This is a genomic window from Sedimentibacter sp. (genome assembly GCF_038562225.1).
In the GTDB taxonomy this organism is placed as follows: domain Bacteria; phylum Bacillota; class Clostridia; order Tissierellales; family Sedimentibacteraceae; genus Sedimentibacter.
Map to the genome: position 1 here is coordinate 1,053,838 of NZ_JBCFAS010000002.1, position 21,227 is coordinate 1,075,064.

The window sequence follows — 21,227 nt, forward strand, 5'->3', positions numbered from 1 at the left end:
GCTAGTCTAAATATATTAATCAACTTATTAACATTTAAGTTTATCTAACTCCATAATTAAGGTTTTGTTAATTTCATTGAATCTCAATTCTAAAATTTTTTCATATGTTTTTTCATCAAATTCATCTTCATTAAAAATTTGTTTACAATTTGCTGGTATACAATGTCCATACATAGCTACCTCAGATACATATTTAAAGTAATCTTCAGGTTTCATATCACTTATCTGAAGATTAGAATTCATACTTATTAATGTTGTATTTAATGGACTATTTAATATATGTTTTTTATTATTTCTAATTTCTTTAGAGGATTGTCCAATATCAGTCGCATTTTTTAAAGGGATTATATGATGCAATTGTGCCTTAATAAATTGCTCATTGCCCTCAAAATCAAAACACTCTTGTGACCCTATCTTATATGCTGTCAAATATAAATCTTTAAAAATAAAATCTCTTGGTTCTTGGCTTAAAATATACTGCATTAAAGCCTTCTTAATAGAGCCTTGTATTTCTTCATGTGTCTCATCTTTCATTAACAATAAATTAATATCAGAATACCCTGGATCTTTTAAACATTTCTGGTTGTAGTTTTCAAACGGGTTATCAATTTCACCGCTTGTCCACTTATATAGAGATTTTATATCCTTAATTGATTGCTCATTTTGCCTTTCCCTATATGCACCACCAAATAGACAAGTCCAGTACCAATATTCAATTTTATTAAGTACTTTATTATCTTCCCATTTTTTGTCATCGACTAAAATATATGCAATTGGTAAAATCATCAATTCGTAAGGTAATTCTGTAATTACGCTAATGCCACATCGTAGTTGTAAGAAAGCACTTGCTCTAATTAATGATTTAATGGCATGTTGGTAATTATTATTAATTTGTTCAGCTGTTAATTTTAAAATCAAGTTCTTTTTTACTAAGTCATTTTTTATGTCATCAACATTACCATACTCAACATATGAAAATATAGATAGCATATTTAAAAATTGCGACTTTATTATTTTAGATAATTCATTATCATTTGTTAGTCCTACATATTCTGGAAACCATTTTGTTGGTTTTTCATGTAGATTATTTAGTATTGCATTGCTTAAATAAATATCTTCCTTTAGATTATTTAACAAACGTTTTGTTAAAGATTCTAAACTTTTATCTTTAGCTGCCTTAGCAACAACTAAATCAAAGGTATCTAACGGTGTACCACCTTTATTTATACTTTCAAAAATAGCTACTGCCCTATTTATTTGGTCTGATGACAGCTCAATAGTAGGTACTTCTTCATTCATTATACCTTCTAGAAAATTAATAATCTCCCTACTCCATTTTGCAGAAAGGTTCGACCATGCGCTATTTATACCTTCCTCATCACAATCTTGAATAAGAATCTCTATGTTTGGTTCTATTTCCTCTAAATATTTTTTAATTTTTTGATTTTTTTCATCAAGATTCTTTACATCTCTAATTTCAGCTTTTAAATCTTCAACCCTTTCTCTTCCAATCTTTTCAATAACGTATTCATGTAACGCTTTAGATTTATCCTTTTTATATAGAGAGTATAACGGTACTAATCCTTCTTTAGCTGCATATTCTGCTAGAATAGAGTTTCGCAAATTCATCTCACTAAACGGAACCACTTTCTCCTTCTTATCTAACACAATAAAACCTGGATTAAACCAATCTTGAATCTTAGTCTTATGAATGGTTTTGAATTCTATATTATTTACTACCTGACTAGGTTCGTATGAGCATAGATCTTTGAAGTTCAGAAACTCATATCCGAAAATATCTTCCTCATTATTCTTAGGAATTACTCTAACAAACCATCTATTCCTAAGATCCTTATAAATACTTTCCCAAGTTGTTCTCCAAGTATCTAAATCACTGAACAAATCCGTAAACATACTCTTTAAACTTGTAATTCTTTGTTGCCCATCAAGTAGGTATGTACATGATTCAGTTGGCACACAACTAGTTTTAGGAAAACACATTTTTTTGTTTGCGAAATCATCACTTGTTCCTTTTAATAGTAAAATGCTTCCTACAGGCAAATATGTCATAAATGATACAAGTAAATTTTTTTGTTGGTCTTTATCCCATACAAAATCCCTTTGAAAATCTGGCAAAACCAATCTGTCTTCATCATTTTCATTAAAAATTTCTTTCAACTTTATTGACATTGTTATACTCCCTTTATGATAATAATTACATAAACTTAATTGCATATAACATCTTGAATTGCTTTTATTAATATATCTATATCTTTAATAGTATTAAAATAACCTAATCCTATTCTAACCGTACCCAATTCATTTTGATCCTTCAAGTACTTATGTATAAGTGGTGCACAATGATAACCTGTTCTTACTGCAATGGTGTAATCTTCATCTAGTATCATTCCTACATCCTCGGATTTATAACCTTCAATATTAAAAGATACTATACTAATATGATTATCGAGATTATGTGGTAAATACATTTTAACCTTCTTATATCTTTGTAATTGTTCAATAAGATAATTTGTCAACGTCTTTTCATGATTATATATTTTTTCTACGTCAATAAATTCAAGTGCTGCCTTTAACCCAGCAATTGCAACAATATTTGGACTTGCTGATTCATACTTGTATGGACTTGATTGAGGCATGTCCAAATTCAACGAATCACTTCCAGTTCCACCTACAATGAATTCACTTAATTCAATATTACTGTTGTCTATAAAACCAGCAATTCCAAATGGCCCATATAATGTTTTATGTCCAGCGAATGCAACGAAATCCGCATTAAGTTCCTTTAAGTTCATTTTTATTAATCCCAAAGCTTGAGCTGCATCAAGCACTGTGATAGAATTATATTTTTTAGATTCTCTAAAAATTTCACTAATAGGTAATATATATCCTGTCACATTGCTGACATAAGTAGCGCAAACACAATAAGGAGGTTCTTTGGAAAACATATATTTCATTTTATCAATATCTATTTCAAATGTTTGTTCATCAATTGGTAATTCCTTGATTATAAGTTTGTTTTTTTTACTTAAATAGTTAATTGTTCTAGCAACTGCATTATGTTCATAAGGTGAAACATAAATTGCTGAATTAGCTGGTATATTTAATCCATTAAGAATTTGATTAAATGATATTGTAACAGAAGGAGAAAATATTATTTTAGCTGATTCTTTAGCATTAGCAAGTTTCAATATTGATTTTTTTGTATCATCAATTATCTTAGTTGCTAATTTTGCTAATTTATATGAACCCCGCCCTGAATTTACCGCATAATTTCTATTAGCTTCATCCATCGTAGTATAAACAGATTCTGGTTTTGGAAATGTAGTTGCTGCATTATCTAAATAAATTACTTTATCCATATTAATTCTCCTAACCTAATATCTTTTCAATCATATCAACTAAAATAGATACCTTATCATTAACACTTAAATCAGAAAAGTCCTCCAAGTTATCCTCAATTATGTTTCTTAAAATTGCACCCGTCCCCTCATTACTTTTATCATAATATTTTTGAATTATGTTGCCTTCCCTGTTTGTAAAAGAAATTTGATATTTATCTGATCTATTCTCATCCTTTATTGACTCAACTTCCACTATTACTTCTTTCAATGCTACTAAATATTCTTCAAGTGAATTATCATTCCAATTCTCAATATAGACATCTATGATAGATTTTATAACCTTTGCTATAATTTCAGTATCATCAAAAGTTGTCATATTAGATATATAATTCATTAAATTAGTAATCCTATTACTATAAATTCCCCTCTTAGACATTAAACTCTGCTTATCGTACCAATTTTTCAACGTATGATGTAAATCATCTTTAGAATTAAATTCATTAAGAGTAAATTGAATAGCTTTTTCACTTAACCAACTTAAGTAATTATCCAGAACATATTTTAACTGTTTAATACTTTCAAGACACTTTATATAGTCATCTTCAGATCTGAAAGCTGCAGGTATCTTTTCAAATAAAACTTCATATGGATTGACATCTATTTTTTGTAGCAATGGTTTTATAATAAGCATTGCATCGAAAATTGTTGCTTCTTCAAAAATATCACATTGCTTTCTAAACGTTCTTGTAACCTGAGGCAATGCCCTGAACCATCTTTGTATACCTGTTAAAATATGGCTTAATCTTGATCCAGTTAGGTTGTATCTAGTCTCAATTGAAAATAAATTCGTTAATCCTGTAATGTACTTTTCCTTTTCTGCGCTTTTAGCAGACATAAATAAATAATAATCACCTGGATTTTCACACATATTTAGAACTATATCTGAAGTCAATTCCATTTCTTTAGTTTTAAAGTAAACAATAATATCTTCATTTCTATTGCATAACACATATGCTAAATATATTGGTAATACTCCATTCCTAATACCAAATGGTGCACAACTTACATTTTGCACAATTGTACTTAAAGATAATTTGTTATTATTGCATAATGAAATAGATGAGTCTATCTGTTCTAAAAAAGTCTTCATATTATCACTTTCATTATTGCTCAAAATACCTGTGACAATAAATAATGTTCTATAAATTGTCGCTTCTGGATTAGTTCCAGCATAAAAAGATTCATCATAACTTTTTTCTAAAATGTAATCAATAATAGCTTTTCTTGCTTTTTTTATTGGTGAAGTTGTAATAAACTGTCTATTTATTAATTCATTATTTATAACTGGTGTTTTTTTGTAGTAGGAAAAACAAATATAATCTATTAATTTGTTTAAATTATTGTGTTCCCATTTAAAGGATTGCCCTTCTTTATAATAAAAGGCTCTACATCCGTTTTGAATCTCGTAAGCATTATTTAAATATTCTAATATTTCATTAGAAATATCTTCTTCGAAAATATTTAATTCATTTCTTAGAACCTTATTATTTTCAATAAATACAACATCATTTTTCAATTCTTGAATGATTTCATAATTTTGAATTAGTTTAACTAGATTAAAAGACTTACTTGGATGCAATACAACAAGCTTTTCACATGCAAGTTCTTTTAGTTTCATTGAAACATTTTCTATACCATTAATTTGTTCATCATCATAACATATAAGAGCTATAATTTTTCCGTCACAGAAACTATCTTCATCGAAGATGCTACTTGCATAACTAATTCCAAAAAAACTATTTATGTCAATGTATTCTAATTTAAAATATCTAGTCATTGCATACTCTTGGTTATAAACCTTGGGCATAATGAACTTGTTATTTGATATCTCAAGTAGAACTTTACCAACATTAACCTTAATGGATTCTTTTAATCTCCGTCTTTTATCTATTTCATTTTTTAAATCAGTACCTATTTTTGTCTTAAAATAATAATTATTATTTGAACGTTTTCTATAAATTAATTCTTTATCAATTAATTTATCTAATACCTCACGAGCATTATTGATACCTGAAGCTAGTGAAATATTATTTTCATCAACCGGTATTTCTTCTGGCTTATTCACTATATCTATTAGTGCCATTACCTTTAAAATTTTTATTTGATCGCTATTATCTGCATTTGCAATTGCATATTCGGATTTTAGCCATACATTATGAACATATTCATTTACTACTTCTTTTTTAAACAACCCTTTAAAATAATCATAAATTAAATCAGGCGTTATAATCCAATTGTCAGAGTATTTATGATTTTTAATGTATTTTGACATGCTAAAAGGTTCATTCTTTGATATAAATGTAAACAAGGTTCTTTCATTTTGCGCAACCTTCTCACTTACGTTTAACAACAAATATGCACTAATCGGATTTAGAGGATAACAACCTTCAACAATAATTCTTCTAAAATCATCTTTATTAAACATAGTCCTAAATGAAGGCACTTCATAATTTTCATTAACAGCATTATCAGATATGTATTTATTGCATTTTGGTTCGCTTTTTACAATATTAATATCTTTTTGTATAGCATTTTTTATTAATTCATAATTATTTTTTGATGAAGTTACAAAGTATCTTTCAACTATTCTTCCTTCAATACCAGTGTAAGAATTTATGATTTCATTTGATAAATGTTTTCCATATTCCTTAATACTCTTATGCGCTACGAAAGTTATAAAAACTTGTGGCGAATCAGAATCTAAAGCCAATTCACATACATCTTGCAATAGCTTCATATCATTTCCAACAGATGTTTTATCTCTACTTTCAATAAACTTGCTAAATTCGTCAAATACAATATAAATACCGCTAAATCCATATTCGTCTCTTAACTGTTGAGATATATCTTTGTAAAGTGGTAATATTTCAGAGTTTATCAGTGGATTAAACTGGCTTCCAGATGTAAGTTCAGGATATATAGTTTTAAAAATATCAAGAGACTTTTTTTCATAGCTTGTTAGACCAGACACTATCTCACTATAAGTAATTTCTTTTTCTTTTAATTTATTAACAAAGAGTCTATGAGTATCCCCATAATTCTTTGCCCAATTGTCAATAATAGCAAGTGCGTGTTTAAAAAATGTCTCTGGAAATATATTCATTATATTTTCTCTTTTTAATGCTTCATTTAAGCCCAATAAAAAAGCTTGATTCAAATCACCATAAGTGCTTGAAATCAAAACAGGTAAAAATCTACCCTTCTTTATCCAAATTTTATTGATGGTTTCCGAAACATTTTTATCAACTTCGCTTACTGACTTAATAAGCTGTTTTATAATTTTATCATTACCATTATTTCTCTCTAAGGAAATAATTGCAAGTAAAACAAGTAATAGATGGGATTTTCCTTTTCCATATGGTCCTATAAGTATGGATGATTGGTTTATATTTTTATCCACTGATTCAAGAAACGCATTTAGTATATCTACAGATGATTTAGTCGGAATATAACTTAATATTTTATCTTTCTTATTTAAATTTAGATATATATTAATGGCATTTCTAAAATTTTCATTAACTTGAATTATTTCACTTAATTTATTAATTGTCATATGATCACCTTATTTATGTTCTTTATAATAATCTTCTATTACCGATAGTGGTGTTGCGTCTTTTAGCTTATAAATCATATCCAACCCAGCAGTTCTGTTCACTCTTATATATTTTAATCCATCTAATTTATCCAAATATTCATTAATACTAACTCTTGATAAATTATATATACTTCCTAAGCTATCATCGCCTGTTGTAATACTATCTATGCTTACATTGTTAGTATCTTCAAACAAACAACAGAGTTCATACCATATTACACGTTCTGTTAGTTTACTTAAATCAGGCTGATTTTTATAATAATAATCATCTTTTCGTGATAATAAGCCTAATGTTGAGAAGGGGCTAATGGTTTTATCTTCAGGATCACACGCAACACCTTTTTCAATTTTACTATTATACATATTAAGTAACACATCTATATCATCTTTTAATGAATTTTCCGAGAATTTTTCCTCTTTAACGTAGTTTTTCAACTCATTTAATAAAACTATAAAAATCTCATCTTTTCTGAATTCATCAATATCACACCTGTTAAAAAACATGTACCAAACAGTTGATTCTTTAATGTTTTTTACTAAATTAGAGTGCAAAATCCATAATGTAAATATATCTTCAAAATACAAATCATTTTCTTTAATTATTTTACCTAAGTCAGTAAGTTGTGCACCTTGTCCAGGCTTTTCAGTTATCAAATTAAAAGACTTTAACCAATACCTTATTGATCTTACCATATTATTACCAACCCCAAGTTTGTCTGGACCATTAGAATCTAAAAAAATTCTAGAATCAGTATCAACTGTAATCAATCCTTTATTAAGCCATCCTTCTCTAAGAGGAAACTTTTCATGCCCTCTTAATTTGAAAGGAACCTTTTTATCTGTCATGTTATTAACCTCTCTTTATAGTTAAAACTTTTCTCATGTAACATCCAGCATTGAAGTGAGAAACACATTCTGTACACCTTACACATTTTTCATCGTCAATTTTGTATGAAACTTCACCATTCCCAATATCACGTATTGATATGGCATTATGTTTACAAATACTTTCACAAGCTTTACAACTCATACACATTTGATACTTTGTTAGCTGACATTGTACCTTACCTTCTGCTACAGCCAAGGTCTTAGCTTTAGCTAAATTCTTTTTCTTAATTGTCACCTTAAAATGTGTACTTCCAATTCTTCCTTGCAACACAAGAACAACATTTCCTTTTTTATCAAGTACATAAACTTCGCCTAAACGTTTGTTCCCAAGTTCTTTATTTATATAGCCAAATGGTTTAAACAATTCATATAGTTCTTCTGTAATTGGTTTTTGAAGTTCATAGTTAAAAGCATTATCTTCCGTAGCACAAGGTTCAAAAGACACTATAGATTTTTCAGCAACTTCTAATCCATTGCCGCCTTGTCTTGCTTTCCAGTTTCCACTATCTACATACTCTTCAGGATCAGGCTTGTCTATTTTTTTTGCAAAGTCTACTAATAAGTTCCTCCAATTAGTATACTTTTCATACATATGAACTTTTGAAAGAAACTCGGACCATCCTCCATTATTAGGACAACACCAACACCCAACTCTCGAGTATCCTAATTTATATGCATCATTAAAATCAATTTTATTTGTTAGAATATATAACCACACATCAAAATCTATCCAGTCAATAATTGGCGAAGCGACTGTTTGCTTCGTGATTTTTGGGCTATCACTTTCCCTATCATATTTGCTTCTGCTTATTGATTCGCTCTTTCTAACACCATAGAATGTTAATATATTAGTTTTATTTCTATAGGCGGATGATATTGTTCTTGAAATAGCTCCAGTCTTAAAAACTGTACAACACCACCTCATGACTCTACTTGGTGGACCTATTATTTTACATAATTCTTCAAAATTTTTCTCCCTATTCTTTGAAGTTATTACTTGTATACTCTTAGTATCATCATTTTTTCTAAATCGTTCTTTATATTCATAGGTTTTATCAAATTCTAAAGTTGTATCTCCAAAAATATGTAATACCTTGTTAGTTCCTAAAGCTTTTGTTACTAAATGAGAAGTTACTGTTGAATCTTTGCCACCGCTAAAAGATACCAGCATATCTTCAATTGAATATTTCCCTAAATATCCTTGAATAAATTTTACTGCTTCATCATTAATATAATTGTATCTAACTTGATTTGCTGTAATAAATTTATCAATAATCTCATTAAAATAATTTCGGTTAACCATTTCAATGTATCTATTATATTTTTCTTTAATTTTTATAATTTCATCTAATGGTAGTTTATTTAATTTATTTATCTGAATTTTGAGCTTTTGCCCATCAATAAAATAAGCACCACTTCCATTCCAAATTGATGCATTATCAAAACATAAAAGATCTTCTTTTTCTAAAATTATAGCTAACAATAATTTTTCTTCTGGAAAAACAGGCCTAATGTCAGTAGAAATATATCTTGCTTCTTTTCCACAAGTGTCACACACCTTATCAAATATCGGTATATTGCATTCATCACACCAATAAATTGTTGTAGAAGCCACTGTTCTTGCTTGACATTCTTCTTTTATACATCTATCTGAATTCATCGGTACATTACAAACTGGACATAATAATTCTATCATTTTTACCTCAAATAATTAATCAAAGTTATAGATACGTTCTTTAAGTGATCTATCATCATTATATCATAATTCAACATATATAGACAATTAATTAGTCAGAACAAATTTACAAATGATGCTGCGGCTTTAGCATTATAAAAGAATTTGCTCAACAACTACTCGTGTAGTAAACCAGTTTACTTCCTCTTTACAAACATAATCTCCAAATGTTTTCGTTTTTACCCCACCATCACATTGCTGTTTATCTTTTTCTTGATGAACTCGGGCATTTTGTTGTCCAGCTTCCATACTATACTCATTGATCTGCTGCCTTCGTAACGTGTGAACCTGGCTGTTCCCAGACAGTAGTAAGGCTGTGATTTTTATATCGATTATGAATTTCCCTTTCTGCCTGAAGCTTGTCTAGTATTTCTATCTGATGAGAATAAAGAATTATTTCAAAATAAAATTCCTTGTCCCTTTGAACGTCTTTGTTTGAATTAAGAGCAATCCTTAACTTGTCTCTGTCACCTTCATCATCCTTGTTGAATGTACAAAACTCGCTTTCATGCCAGTATGTATCAAATGTTGCTCTGAATTTTTTGATGATGTCCTTTGATGTGTGTTCAGATATTTTCAGATTCCATTCCAATCCGCTAGTAAGTGCAGCATTTGATAGATTGGAAGAACCAATGTAAGCGGTAGAAAATCCTGTATAACGGTAAAACATATAGGACTTGGAATGTAGCCTGGTTCGTTTCGTATCATAGGAGATTTTTATTTCCGTGTTTGGAAGTTTGGACAGCTCAAAGATAGCCTTGTAGTCCGAGGCTCCCATGTATGATGTTGTTATTACTCTAAGTTTTTTGTTCGTGGTGAATTTCTTTAGGGCTTCGTATATTTGAGACAGGCCGCTCCATTTTATGAAGGACACGAGCATGTCTATTCTGTCTGATGTGTTTATTTCTTTAATTAGTTCGCTTCCGAGGGATGGTTCGTTCTGGGCACCGGTGAACAGTGTATTGGCGGCTATGGATGTGATTGGTCTTACTTTCTTGTTCGTGTAGTCGTCTATTAGAGTTGTGTCCATTTTGTCCAGCATGGCAAGAAGCAGTCTTGCTTCTTCGCTGTTTGTATATTCGTCAAAATCGCTGATATCCAGTTCCTCAATCAGCATTCTGATGATTTTATTGCATAAATCAACCTGGACATTGAGCTTGTTTTCCCCTGTTATCCTTCTCAACGCCTTGTCTATGACTTTTGACATGTATCCGGAAAGCACAATGTTGCCTTCCTCCTTGTCTATGCCCCTGGTATGGAAATAGCTGCTGTCTCCAAGAGCATTCATGTCCTCGGCAATAATTTTTTTTATTACCGATTCGTATATTCCCTTACTAAGTTTCATCCCCCGGCCCCTTGTAAGAACGTTTGTTATGTGTAAAATATTGCATCGTTACTTTTTAAATTTTCGTAACTTTTATAAACATTTTCACCTTTAATTATACAATATATTACAAGATATTCCAAACTATTTTTTACTTTTTTGCCATAATTTATAAAAACTTTGCTTAATAATTCGCCAGTTTTTATATCATTCTTCCATCAGGCTGGTAATTTCCGAGTACAGGATGTCCCTGTAGTCCAGTTGTGATTTTTCATCCATTTCTGCAGTATAAGCCAGTTCGGATATTGCTGCTTTTTCTGTGAAACTCTTTATGATACTGTCTGAAACATCTGCAAATTTTTCTTTTAGAACAATGCTTCCCTTTGAGATGTAAAAAAGCTTGTACCCTTCCTTTAACGGAATCTTAAGCAAAATATCCCTGGACATTACGTCTTCGTACCTGGCAAGGGCATCTCTCAATCTTTTCATGTTCTGCATCATGTTCCTGTACATGGCGGCTGTTTCAAAGCTGCATCCGGATGATTCCTCCTTCATTTTTGTCTGAAGGCTGTCTATAAACTCATCCAAGTTTTTCACATTAGAAAAAAGCTCAAGAAGAGCCTTTCTGTTTTCATTGAACATTTCCCTGTCCATGGGCTTCGGAAACAAATGGTATTCAAACTGATAGCCCTGTGATGTTTTTTGTACCGGATACAGATTCTTCATGGAATCAATAATTTCGAAAAGTATTCCCTTGGTTCTGAACGGCCCGAAGGAATTTTCCACCCTTTCACCCACTGCCCTTAGGGCATTGTGTCTGTTGTAGTCCTCTACCTTGAGATAGACATACCTTCTGTCGTTTTTCATCTGTGAATTGAATATGGGTTTTATTGACTTTATGAGTGAGCATTCAAGCAGCCTGGCTTCCAGGTGAGTGTCAGTGACTGTGTAGTCTATGTTGTCTATGAGCATCACCATCCTATTCACCTTTTCCCACTTGGGATTATTAGCGAAATAGGTCTTCACCCTTTTTTTCAGGCACTTGCTTTTGCCGACATAAATGATGTTTCCTTTATTGTCCATCATCCTGTAGATGCCGGGCTGCTCCGGAATTTGCTTCAGTTTTTCTTTTAGCTTATCTGAAATGTCTATCATTTTTTCCCTTTACCTATAACTAATAATGTATACTGTTTTATTTATAACACGATTTTATTTTAACATATTTTGACAAGCATGAGAAGTGAGATTCTTCAGCCTACGCATTCAGAATGACGAGTCGTCCTAGTGTAAATATTATTTCTTCTTGGCGTACTAAAAAACTCAAGCTTAATTACTTGAGTTTTTTCTTTTTTATATTTCTTTTAAGATACGTTGAATATAAACAAAAAATTCACTATTGAAAATCAATCAATATTTTTAAATCTTTCTTTTCTCTTGTAGTTAATAAATCAAATGCATTTGGTGCATTATCAACATGTACAATTCTGCTAATTAACCATGAAAAATCATAACTTCCACTATTAATCATTTCTACTGCTTCTTCTAAATCTTTAAAACTATATGCGTTATTGCCTTTTATAAGGAGTTCATTACCTACAATAATATTTACATCTAAAATAGGATTTTTTTCGTAAATAGCTGAAATATATATACATCCTCCAGGTGCAATTGCTGATAAAGATGTATTTAGAACATTAGGTAAGCCAACTGCATCAACTATACAATCATATTCTCCATTTGTATTTTCAATTGATGTTATTACTTCATCTACACCTGCTTGAATAGCTTTTTTTAGACGGTATTCATCTATATCTGTAACTGCTACTTTTAAAATACCGTATTGAAATTTTAATAAATATGCTATTAATAGTCCTATTGGACCGGCACCAGCTATTAGTACTCGTTTAGGGTTTGATGAAACAATATTATGACAAGCATGAACTGCTACTGCTAAAGGTTCTGCTAATGCACCTCGCTTCGTATCAACATCATGTTTTATTTTAATTAATTTTTGGGGTTCAATTGCTAAGTACTCAGCAAAAGCACCGGGCGAAACTTCACCAATGAAACCTAAATCTTTACAACGATTATATTCACCTGATTTACATGCATTACAATTTCCGCATGGCACACGAGGATCCCCTATCACTATATCACCTTCATTTAAATCTGAGCCTGTTGGAACTTTAACCACACGACCAATAAATTCATGCCCCATAGTTTCCGGAATATTTTTTACAAACATTCCTTCTCTAAAAATATGTAAATCCGATCCACATATTCCGCCATAAATAATTTTTACTAATGCTTGTTTATCTGTAGATTTTACTTTTTCAATTTCCTCAACCCTTACATCTCCAACACCGTAAAATCTTACCGCTCTCATAAAATGTCTCCTTACTAAATTATTATAAAAATGCTAACTTGCTAACCACCCTCCATCAACTATAACAGTCTGACCAGTTATATAGTTGCTAGCAGAAGAGGCAAGAAATAGCATAGGGCCAGCTAAATCAGCCACCGTACCCCATCGACTCATTGGAATTCTATCTTCAATCCAAGCTCTATGTTTAGGATCATCATAAAACGGTTGTGTCATTGGTGTTATAAAATAACCTGGAGCTATACAATTTACTTGAATATTATCATTAGCTAACTCAAGAGCTATAGTTTTCGAAAGTTGTATAACTGCGCCTTTAGTGGAACAATAAACACTGGATTCAGCTAAACCAATATAACTACCTAAAGAACCAATATTAATTATTTTTCCACCACCATTTTTCTTCATAAGCTTTGCTACTGCTTGAGAAACAAAATAAACACCACGAATATTAACACTATTTATTTTATCAAAATGTTCCGGTGTTACATCAAAAAACGGTTCAGCTATTTCTATTCCAGCATTATTCACAAGAATATCTATTTTACCAAATTCTTTTACTATCTCCTCAATCAAAGTGTTAATTGATTCTATGTTGGTTACATCAACAACAAATGATTTTGCAATACCTCCTTCAGCGATAATATCTGCTGAAGTTTTTTCACTAGCTTCCTTATTAATATCAGCGCAAGCTACTTTGCATCCTGATTCTGCAAAAACACGAGAATAACCCTTGCCTAATCCGTTACCTGCACCTGTTACTAATACAACTTTATCTTTTAGATCAAAAAGATTTATTCCATTCAAAATTGACATATATTTACCTCCAAGTTATATAATTAGTTTTAGTAACGGGAAAATATTAAATATAATCCCGTCACTTTATTTATAATAGAACAATGTTATAATCCTATTTTTTAATCCTGTTTTCCCAAAGTTTTTCATTATCCGATGAAACTTCCTGTGGTACAAGCGGCCCTAGTAATATCATAGTAGTTCCACCATCTGCAAATGTATTTTCTATTACTGTAGCCGGTGACCATAAAGCACCTTCTTCTTTAACTGTATCACCTACTTTAGGTATTTCTTTTCCATTAAAGATATCATTTAAATAACGAACTGCTAAAATAGAACTATCTAGTGCAGGTTGTTCAACTACAGCATAAAGCTTGCCTTTATTTAATAAATCAATACCTTCTAAGCCTATACAAATACCTGAAATAAAATAATCAGCAGGATTTTTACCGGCATTTTCAATAGCAGCTACAGCACCAGAACCCATTATGTCAGGGGTTTGAACATAAACTGCAACAACCTCATCACCATACCTTGTCAATAAATCACTTGTTCTGTTGTATGAATCATCATTATTCCATTTTCCTTCTCCTTGTACAACAGTTAATTGTGGATATTCTTCCATTACCTTTATAAACCCGTTATGGCATTCTGTAGTAAACATATCAACGAGAGACCCAGTAATTTCAATAACAACACCTTCTGGTACCTGTCCATTATTCGCCTTCTTAATACCTTCTACCATCTGCCTTGCAGCTTTTTCAGATGAAGCTTGTAAGTCAAAGGTTAAAAACATATCAACATATCCACCTTCTGGACAAGTATCCAATGCAAATACTGGTATCTTTGCTTCATTCAACTTTTCTATACCTGGAACTAAAGTAACAAGATCTTCCGCACCTGCTAAAATAAAACCATCAATATCTTGAACAATAAAAGTATCAATTGCATCCATTATTTTTAGGCTATCAGCTTGAGCATCTGTTACTACCAAATCTATACCTAATTCTTCGCAAGTTTGTGTTGCACCAATTATAAAAGCTTGTATATACTCTGAATTTGTGTTCTTTACTACCATACCGATTTTTTTACGTTCTGCTGAATTACCTGTTGTTGACCCTTTATTATCTGTGTTTTCAGTGCTTGAAGGCTTACTTTGTGAACCACAACCAACTGTTAGTGAGAACATTAAAATCACCATTACTGTCGTTAAAAAAACTTTTATTTTTTTCATATAATACCTCCATTTTTTATATTTTTTTTAAAATTTTTATACCTTGTCTGAATTACATACAAGTTTATCTGCATTTTCAGCAAGCTTTCTCAAATTCTCTTTGTACATAATATTTGATTTAATTTTGTATTTACTACGATCAAGAAGAATTGCCACAAAAATTAATATCCCTTTAGTCATACTTACCAAATTAACATTAACACCTTTCAATGTTAGTGCATTATCAATCATTCCTAAAAGAAGTGCTCCTCCAAGCATACCAATAGGTTTTCCCATACCGCCATTAAAACTACATCCACCAAGTATTGCGCCAGTAATTGCCATCATACCCATATTAATTCCCATACTATTAGAAACAGCATTCTGACGTCCTGCGGCTATGAGTCCTGCCAAAGCTGATAATATACCCGCTATTACAAATGCCATAATAATAACACGGTCCGTCTTAATACCTGAAATATAAGAAGCTTGTCTATTTCCACCAGTGAGTATGAATTTACGACCAAAAATTGTCTTACTAAATATTACTTCAAAAATCAAATAAATTATGATTAAAGAAATTGCTGCAATTGGAAAAGCCCCAATTTTTCCTCTTCCTAAGTAAGTGTATATTGAACTAAGATTAGAAAGTGAAAATGGAATCAAAAATAATACCAATCCACGCATTACAATCTGAGAAGAAAGAGTTAGTAAGAACGAATTTGCTTTTAACTTAGCTACGCACACACCATTAAATAATCCAATTATTGACCCGAATACCAAAGTAATTAAAATACTTAACATTGGATTTAGTCCTGCAATATGAGTTGACAGTAGAATTGCTATTCCAGGCGCAAAAGCTAATGTTGCATCTATAGACAGATCTAACTCACCAACCATCATCACAATACCTTGAGCCAAAACAAGTACGCCCATCAAGGAAGTTTGAAATAATATGTTAATCTGATTTTTTGCTGTAAAGAACGATGGAGTTGCTATCGTATTATAAATAAAAAACAATACTACAAGTAACCATACCAGATTATCTAAAACGAACAATTGAAATTTAGTAATTGATTTCATCTTTAAGCTACACCTCACATTTATGAATTATTTCACCTTGCATTGCGCGATAAATATCTTGTTCATCAAATTCATTTCGATCAAACTGATCAATTATCTTGCCATTATATAAAACAAGTATCTTATCGCTTATCTTAATTAAATCATCAATACCTGGAGAACTTATTAAAATACTGGAACTTTTCCGCATTTCTTCATTAATAGAATACAAAATACTTTCTTTAGCTTCAATATCCACACCACGTGTAGGTTCATCAAGCAAACATACAATAGGTTTCCTAGCCAGAATTTTACCAACTAAAACTTTTTGCTTATTGCCTCCACTCAATTGATTTATCTCCTGATCTTGAGAAAAAGCTTTAATGCTTAATGTTTTAATAAGATCATTAGTTAAATTATTTTCTAATCTATTTAATACAAATTCTCCTTTACTAATTTGTGGTAATATGTTTATAGTAATATTTTTCTTTATTGATGATATTGAAATCAACCCTTCAGTTTCTCTCTCTTCAGCAAGATAAAGTATTCCGTCTTCACATGATTCTGATGGTGATTTATAACTCTTCGCTTTCCCTTGTAATTTTATACTTCCCTTGTCATGAGTTTCAATCCCACATATGCTTTTGAACAATTCTGTTCTACCACTTCCACGCAAACCAGCAAGACCAACAATTTCACCTTTATGTAATTTCAATTCTATATCTTGGAACTTTCCATAACTTGTGAAATCATTCAATTCAAATACAACTTCGTCACTAATCATATTTGATTTATCTTCTAATTTTAATGCATCATAATTTGTATTTCCAACTATGAGAGCTGCAAGACTCTTCATATCCAAATCACTGCAAGAATGGCATCCCACACTGTGTCCATCACGTAAAACTGACACTTTATCACAGATCCTCAATAATTCATCTGTATGATGCGATATAAAAATTACTGTTTTACCAGCTTCAATTCGTTCTCTTATAATCGAATAAAGTATTTTTTCGTCTTTTTGGTTCAAAGAAGCAGATACTTCATCCATGATTATAATGTCAGCATCTTCAACGTAGCATGATTTAATAACCAAAAGCAGCTGTTTTTCACTAATTGATAGATCTTGAATCTTAAGATAAGGTTCAACATGAAAACCAATTTCATCAAGTATTTCTTTTGCCTTGTCCTCCATCAACCTCCAATTAATAAACTGTTTCCCATTTTGGTAATCCGGCATGAATAGGTTTTCAGTTACAGTACTTTCTTCAATTACTTGAGGTTCCTGAGTAATAATTGATATTTTATGTTTTTTTGCAACACTTGGAGTAAGTGAACGAACGCTATTTCCATTTATGCGAATCTCACCCTGGCTTGGTTGAATGATACCAGAAATAATGCCTACCAAAGTAGATTTTCCTGCACCATTTTTACCGATTAATCCATGTACTTCTCCTTTTCTTATAGTTAGATTAACGTCCTCAAGTGCAACTGTACCAGCATATAACTTGGTTATATGCTTTAATTCAAGAACAATATCACCCTTTTTATTTAATGCTAACTCTGCCACTTTGTATCAGCCCTCCTTTCATTATGCTTATATGTTTTTATTCCGTTTTTGTTTTTATGTTTTGTAATCATTTACATAAACACCTTTCTACTTTAATAGAAATTCATTTATATACTTTCAAAATAATAATTATGTAACTATAAAGAAAGAAATTTCTAAATGTATTAAGAAATTACTTTCTTTATATAGTAAAATTTTTAATTTATTTGCCATTCACTCTAACAATAACTGATTTCTGATGTGCAAATAAGCCTTCAACTCCAGCCATCTTAATACAAGTGTTTGAAAGATTTTCGCACCCTTCCTTAGTAATATGTTGATAGAATGATGTCTTTATAAAAGTCCCAACCCAAACTCCATTTGAATATCGTGCAGTTCTCATTGTTGGTAATGTATGATTAGTTCCAGAACAGTAATCTCCAAAAGCTACAGGTGTATATTCACCTATAAATAGCGAGCCAAAATGCATAAGTTTTTCAGCTACTTCTTTATCATTTTTTGTATGTACTTCTAAATGCTCAGGTGCTATCTCATTTGAAATTTTTATCGCCTCGTCCATATTTTCAGTAATAATTATAGTACCATTATCTTCCCATGATTTTCTTGCTATTTCACCAGTTGATAACTCATTAGCAAAATTATTCAATTCATTAATAACTGATTGTGCTAGTTTTTCAGAGGTTGTAAGAAGAGTTGCTCTTGCATTTGGATCGTGTTCACTTTGTGCAAGAAGGTCAATAGCTACATATTTGGGATTGGCAAATTCATCTGCAATTATTAAGACCTCGCTCGGTCCTGCCAAACTATCAATGCCTACTTCACCTAAAACCTGTCTTTTAGCCTCAGTAACAAATTTATTTCCAGGCCCAGCTATTAAATCAACGCTTTTAATTGTTTCTGTTCCGTAAGTTAATGCTGCTATAGCTTGAGCACCACCAACACAATATACTTCATCTACTCCTGCAATATCCAGAGCAACTAAAACAGCTGGATGTATTGTTCCAAATTCTTTAGAAGCAGGACTACATGCGGCAACTCTCTTAACGCCAGCAACTTTAGCAGGTATTGAAAGCATTAATGCAGTACTTGGCAACGGATATCTTCCTCCTGGTACGTATGCACCAACGGATTCTACTGGCACTAGTCTATGTCCTAAAGTTACACCTTCAACAGATGTTTTTACTTCTAATGGTAATAGACATTCTAACTGTTTTTCTGCATAAAACTTTATTTGTTCAGCTGCTTTTTTCATAGCTTCAACTATTTCATAATCAACTTTATTATAAGCATCTTTTATCGACTCTTTTGATATTCTTATACTTTCTAAGTCAATATTTTCAAATTTTTTAGACAATGAGATAATTTCCTTATCTCCATCTTTGATAATATTATTAATGATTTCACTTACAGATTTGCTAACATCTAAATCTCTTTTGTATGTTTTTTTAATAGCTTCTTTATAAATTATCATAATTATCTCCTTATAATTTTTTAATTTATTCAATTATTATTTAGAATATATATATAGCCATTGTTTGCATCGACTTTAACAATATCGCCGTCTTTTACTACATTGTAAAAATCCTCTTCCACATCATCAACCATTGGTATCTCCATTATGATTGCACTGGAAACAAGCACTGTTTCTGGATATTTTATTATCATTGCTTTTGGTGCATTGTTCTTTTGATTTAATTGGTACAACCCATCTGCTTGTACAACAGAACTGCCTTTTCCGCTTGGGAAAATTAAAATTTTATTAGCCATTGTTTTACCTTCTAGTTCGTGTGCAGGCTCTATTATTTTTCCTGTAGGAGGATCTATTAGATAAAAGCATATATCATCATTTGATAAAATAACTTCTCCTTCTGCAATACCCTCTGATATTTTGTGGCATTTAAATATTTTCTTGCTATTATCCATATTATTTCACCTCTCCTGTTAAAGATGCTTCTATGCATGTATCTAAATCCCGTATAACAAAATGGATTCCTCTTTTTTGCGGATAGTACGCACATTTAGGAGATTCAGTGACGCCAACTTTACCCTTTAAATGTCCCCAGCATGGTTGGTCAGGACATGTATCAGGAACTATTGTTCCTCCTGATGCTTCAATTATTTCTGTAAATCCCATTCGGTCAGACATTTCTTTTACATGGCTTGATGTGAGAATCCACATTTCTTTTTGCAATTTTTTGCCTTCTATTTTATTTGCAATATGTTTTACTTCCTCCAAAGTGAAATGAGGACATCCAAACATTGCAAAATCAATTTGTCTGTTTCCTTCCAATGAAATGCTATTTAATTCTTCTTTTAAGTCTTCATCAGTAATTATGACACTTCTAACAGGTTCTTTCCCGCCAAATGCTGCCTCCAATGTTGGTGCTTCAGGAGTAAATCCAACTATGTGATACATATCATAAGCACCTGAAGTATTAAGCTGTGCACCTAAATTTCTTAAATCTTCCTTGCTTATATGATTAGGAAGACCTATAAAAACTGGAATCCCCTTGCCGATCTTTTTGCCCATCATTCCAAGAATATGATAGTCAAAAGGAGTCTTCATTTCTGCCTGAACTTCAACTAATATACTTCCTTTTCTGTTTTCATCAAGCAAAAGTCCATATTCAGGAACATAACCTGTTATAGCTGCACAAAGAGCAGAATTTGCACCTTCTCTGTTGCTTCTTGCTCCCCATACTGAATTTACATAAGGAGTTGCGCTTGATTCAGAAAACGCAACGTTTTCCCCATAGTTAGGAACATTTGTATCTATGTATGGAGTGCAATTGTAACTTAGTACTGCTCCTAACCCTTTGTAAGCATTGTGAGTTCTTTGCATTAAATTTGCATCTTCTTCGTTTACCATGTTTTTTTCAGTGAAAAATGATAAACAAAATCCTGGATTAACAGTTGGGCTAATCCTGCATTTAGCACCTGAATTCAATAACTTTTCAGCAAACCATAAATCTGCTTCCTGATTGCTTAAAGCAACATGTGCTCTAGTGATAGGAACCATTTTTTCTGCTTTAAAGGATTCACCAATAGCAACCTGAATTTTCATTGCATATTGAGTCCCTTTACCATATTTTCCGTCAAGCATATCTTGCTGTTCTTGTGTTAATTTCATTTTCTCCTCCTTCAATAAATTATATTATATGTCTTGAAATATTATCTGGATATCAGATGTATACACCTTGTGTAAAAAAATAATTAGTAATATATTTGTTAGTTTTTTTATTA

Annotated in this window: 16 protein-coding genes; all 16 read right to left on the reverse strand. The window is 31.2% G+C overall.

Translation table 11 applies throughout. The annotated features are described in order from the left end of the window. Nucleotides 1-27: 27 nt before the first annotated feature. Nucleotides 28-2,190: a DUF262 domain-containing protein gene (locus AAGU76_RS11325; protein ID WP_342485594.1), complete on the reverse strand. Its 2,163-nt coding sequence runs from the start codon at nt 2,188-2,190 to the stop codon at nt 28-30. A gap of 35 nt (nt 2,191-2,225) precedes the next feature. Beyond that, complete coding sequence (locus AAGU76_RS11330) at nt 2,226-3,380, reverse strand: aminotransferase class V-fold PLP-dependent enzyme (protein ID WP_342485595.1); 1,155 nt, start codon at nt 3,378-3,380, stop codon at nt 2,226-2,228. A gap of 10 nt (nt 3,381-3,390) precedes the next feature. Next, complete coding sequence (locus AAGU76_RS11335) at nt 3,391-6,975, reverse strand: hypothetical protein (protein WP_342485596.1); 3,585 nt, start codon at nt 6,973-6,975, stop codon at nt 3,391-3,393. Between the two features lie 9 nt (nt 6,976-6,984). Continuing rightward, nucleotides 6,985-7,863, reverse strand: a complete 879-nt coding sequence (locus AAGU76_RS11340; protein ID WP_342485597.1) for a DUF4007 family protein — start codon at nt 7,861-7,863, stop codon at nt 6,985-6,987. Between the two features lie 4 nt (nt 7,864-7,867). Next, nucleotides 7,868-9,601 carry a phosphoadenosine phosphosulfate reductase family protein gene (locus AAGU76_RS11345; RefSeq protein ID WP_342485598.1) on the reverse strand — a complete coding sequence of 578 codons (1,734 nt, stop codon included), beginning with the start codon at nt 9,599-9,601 and terminating at the stop codon, nt 7,868-7,870. 132 nt (nt 9,602-9,733) lie between these two features. Beyond that, nucleotides 9,734-9,889: a hypothetical protein gene (locus tag AAGU76_RS11350; RefSeq protein WP_342485599.1), complete on the reverse strand. Its 156-nt coding sequence runs from the start codon at nt 9,887-9,889 to the stop codon at nt 9,734-9,736. A gap of 7 nt (nt 9,890-9,896) precedes the next feature. Next, nucleotides 9,897-10,985 (reverse strand): phospholipase D-like domain-containing protein, encoded by a 1,089-nt coding sequence (locus AAGU76_RS11355; RefSeq protein WP_342485600.1) that lies wholly within the window; start codon nt 10,983-10,985, stop codon nt 9,897-9,899. A gap of 186 nt (nt 10,986-11,171) precedes the next feature. Continuing rightward, nucleotides 11,172-12,119 (reverse strand): GIY-YIG nuclease family protein, encoded by a 948-nt coding sequence (locus AAGU76_RS11360; RefSeq protein WP_342485601.1) that lies wholly within the window; start codon nt 12,117-12,119, stop codon nt 11,172-11,174. A 238-nt stretch (nt 12,120-12,357) separates the two neighbouring features. Next, nucleotides 12,358-13,350: an alcohol dehydrogenase catalytic domain-containing protein gene (locus AAGU76_RS11365; protein ID WP_342485602.1), complete on the reverse strand. Its 993-nt coding sequence runs from the start codon at nt 13,348-13,350 to the stop codon at nt 12,358-12,360. 33 nt (nt 13,351-13,383) lie between these two features. Continuing rightward, nucleotides 13,384-14,160, reverse strand: coding sequence for a glucose 1-dehydrogenase (locus AAGU76_RS11370; RefSeq protein WP_342485603.1), 777 nt, complete (start codon nt 14,158-14,160; stop codon nt 13,384-13,386). A gap of 94 nt (nt 14,161-14,254) precedes the next feature. Continuing rightward, nucleotides 14,255-15,373 carry a sugar ABC transporter substrate-binding protein gene (locus AAGU76_RS11375; protein ID WP_342485604.1) on the reverse strand — a complete coding sequence of 373 codons (1,119 nt, stop codon included), beginning with the start codon at nt 15,371-15,373 and terminating at the stop codon, nt 14,255-14,257. Nucleotides 15,374-15,409: 36 nt separating this feature from the next. Beyond that, a complete protein-coding gene (locus AAGU76_RS11380) occupies nt 15,410-16,435 on the reverse strand; it encodes an ABC transporter permease (RefSeq protein ID WP_342485605.1) in 1,026 nt (341 codons plus the stop codon). Between the two features lie 7 nt (nt 16,436-16,442). Beyond that, nucleotides 16,443-17,984 (reverse strand): sugar ABC transporter ATP-binding protein, encoded by a 1,542-nt coding sequence (locus AAGU76_RS11385; RefSeq protein WP_342485606.1) that lies wholly within the window; start codon nt 17,982-17,984, stop codon nt 16,443-16,445. 202 nt (nt 17,985-18,186) lie between these two features. Further along, a complete protein-coding gene (gene hisD, locus AAGU76_RS11390; RefSeq protein WP_342485607.1) occupies nt 18,187-19,455 on the reverse strand; it encodes a histidinol dehydrogenase in 1,269 nt (422 codons plus the stop codon). A gap of 29 nt (nt 19,456-19,484) precedes the next feature. Then, the gene (locus AAGU76_RS11395; RefSeq protein WP_342485608.1) at nt 19,485-19,907 is read right to left on the reverse strand and encodes a DUF126 domain-containing protein; all 423 of its coding nucleotides are present in this window, start codon (nt 19,905-19,907) and stop codon (nt 19,485-19,487) included. A 1-nt stretch (nt 19,908) separates the two neighbouring features. Continuing rightward, the gene (locus AAGU76_RS11400) at nt 19,909-21,114 is read right to left on the reverse strand and encodes an aconitase X catalytic domain-containing protein (RefSeq protein ID WP_342485609.1); all 1,206 of its coding nucleotides are present in this window, start codon (nt 21,112-21,114) and stop codon (nt 19,909-19,911) included. Nucleotides 21,115-21,227: the final 113 nt, after the last annotated feature.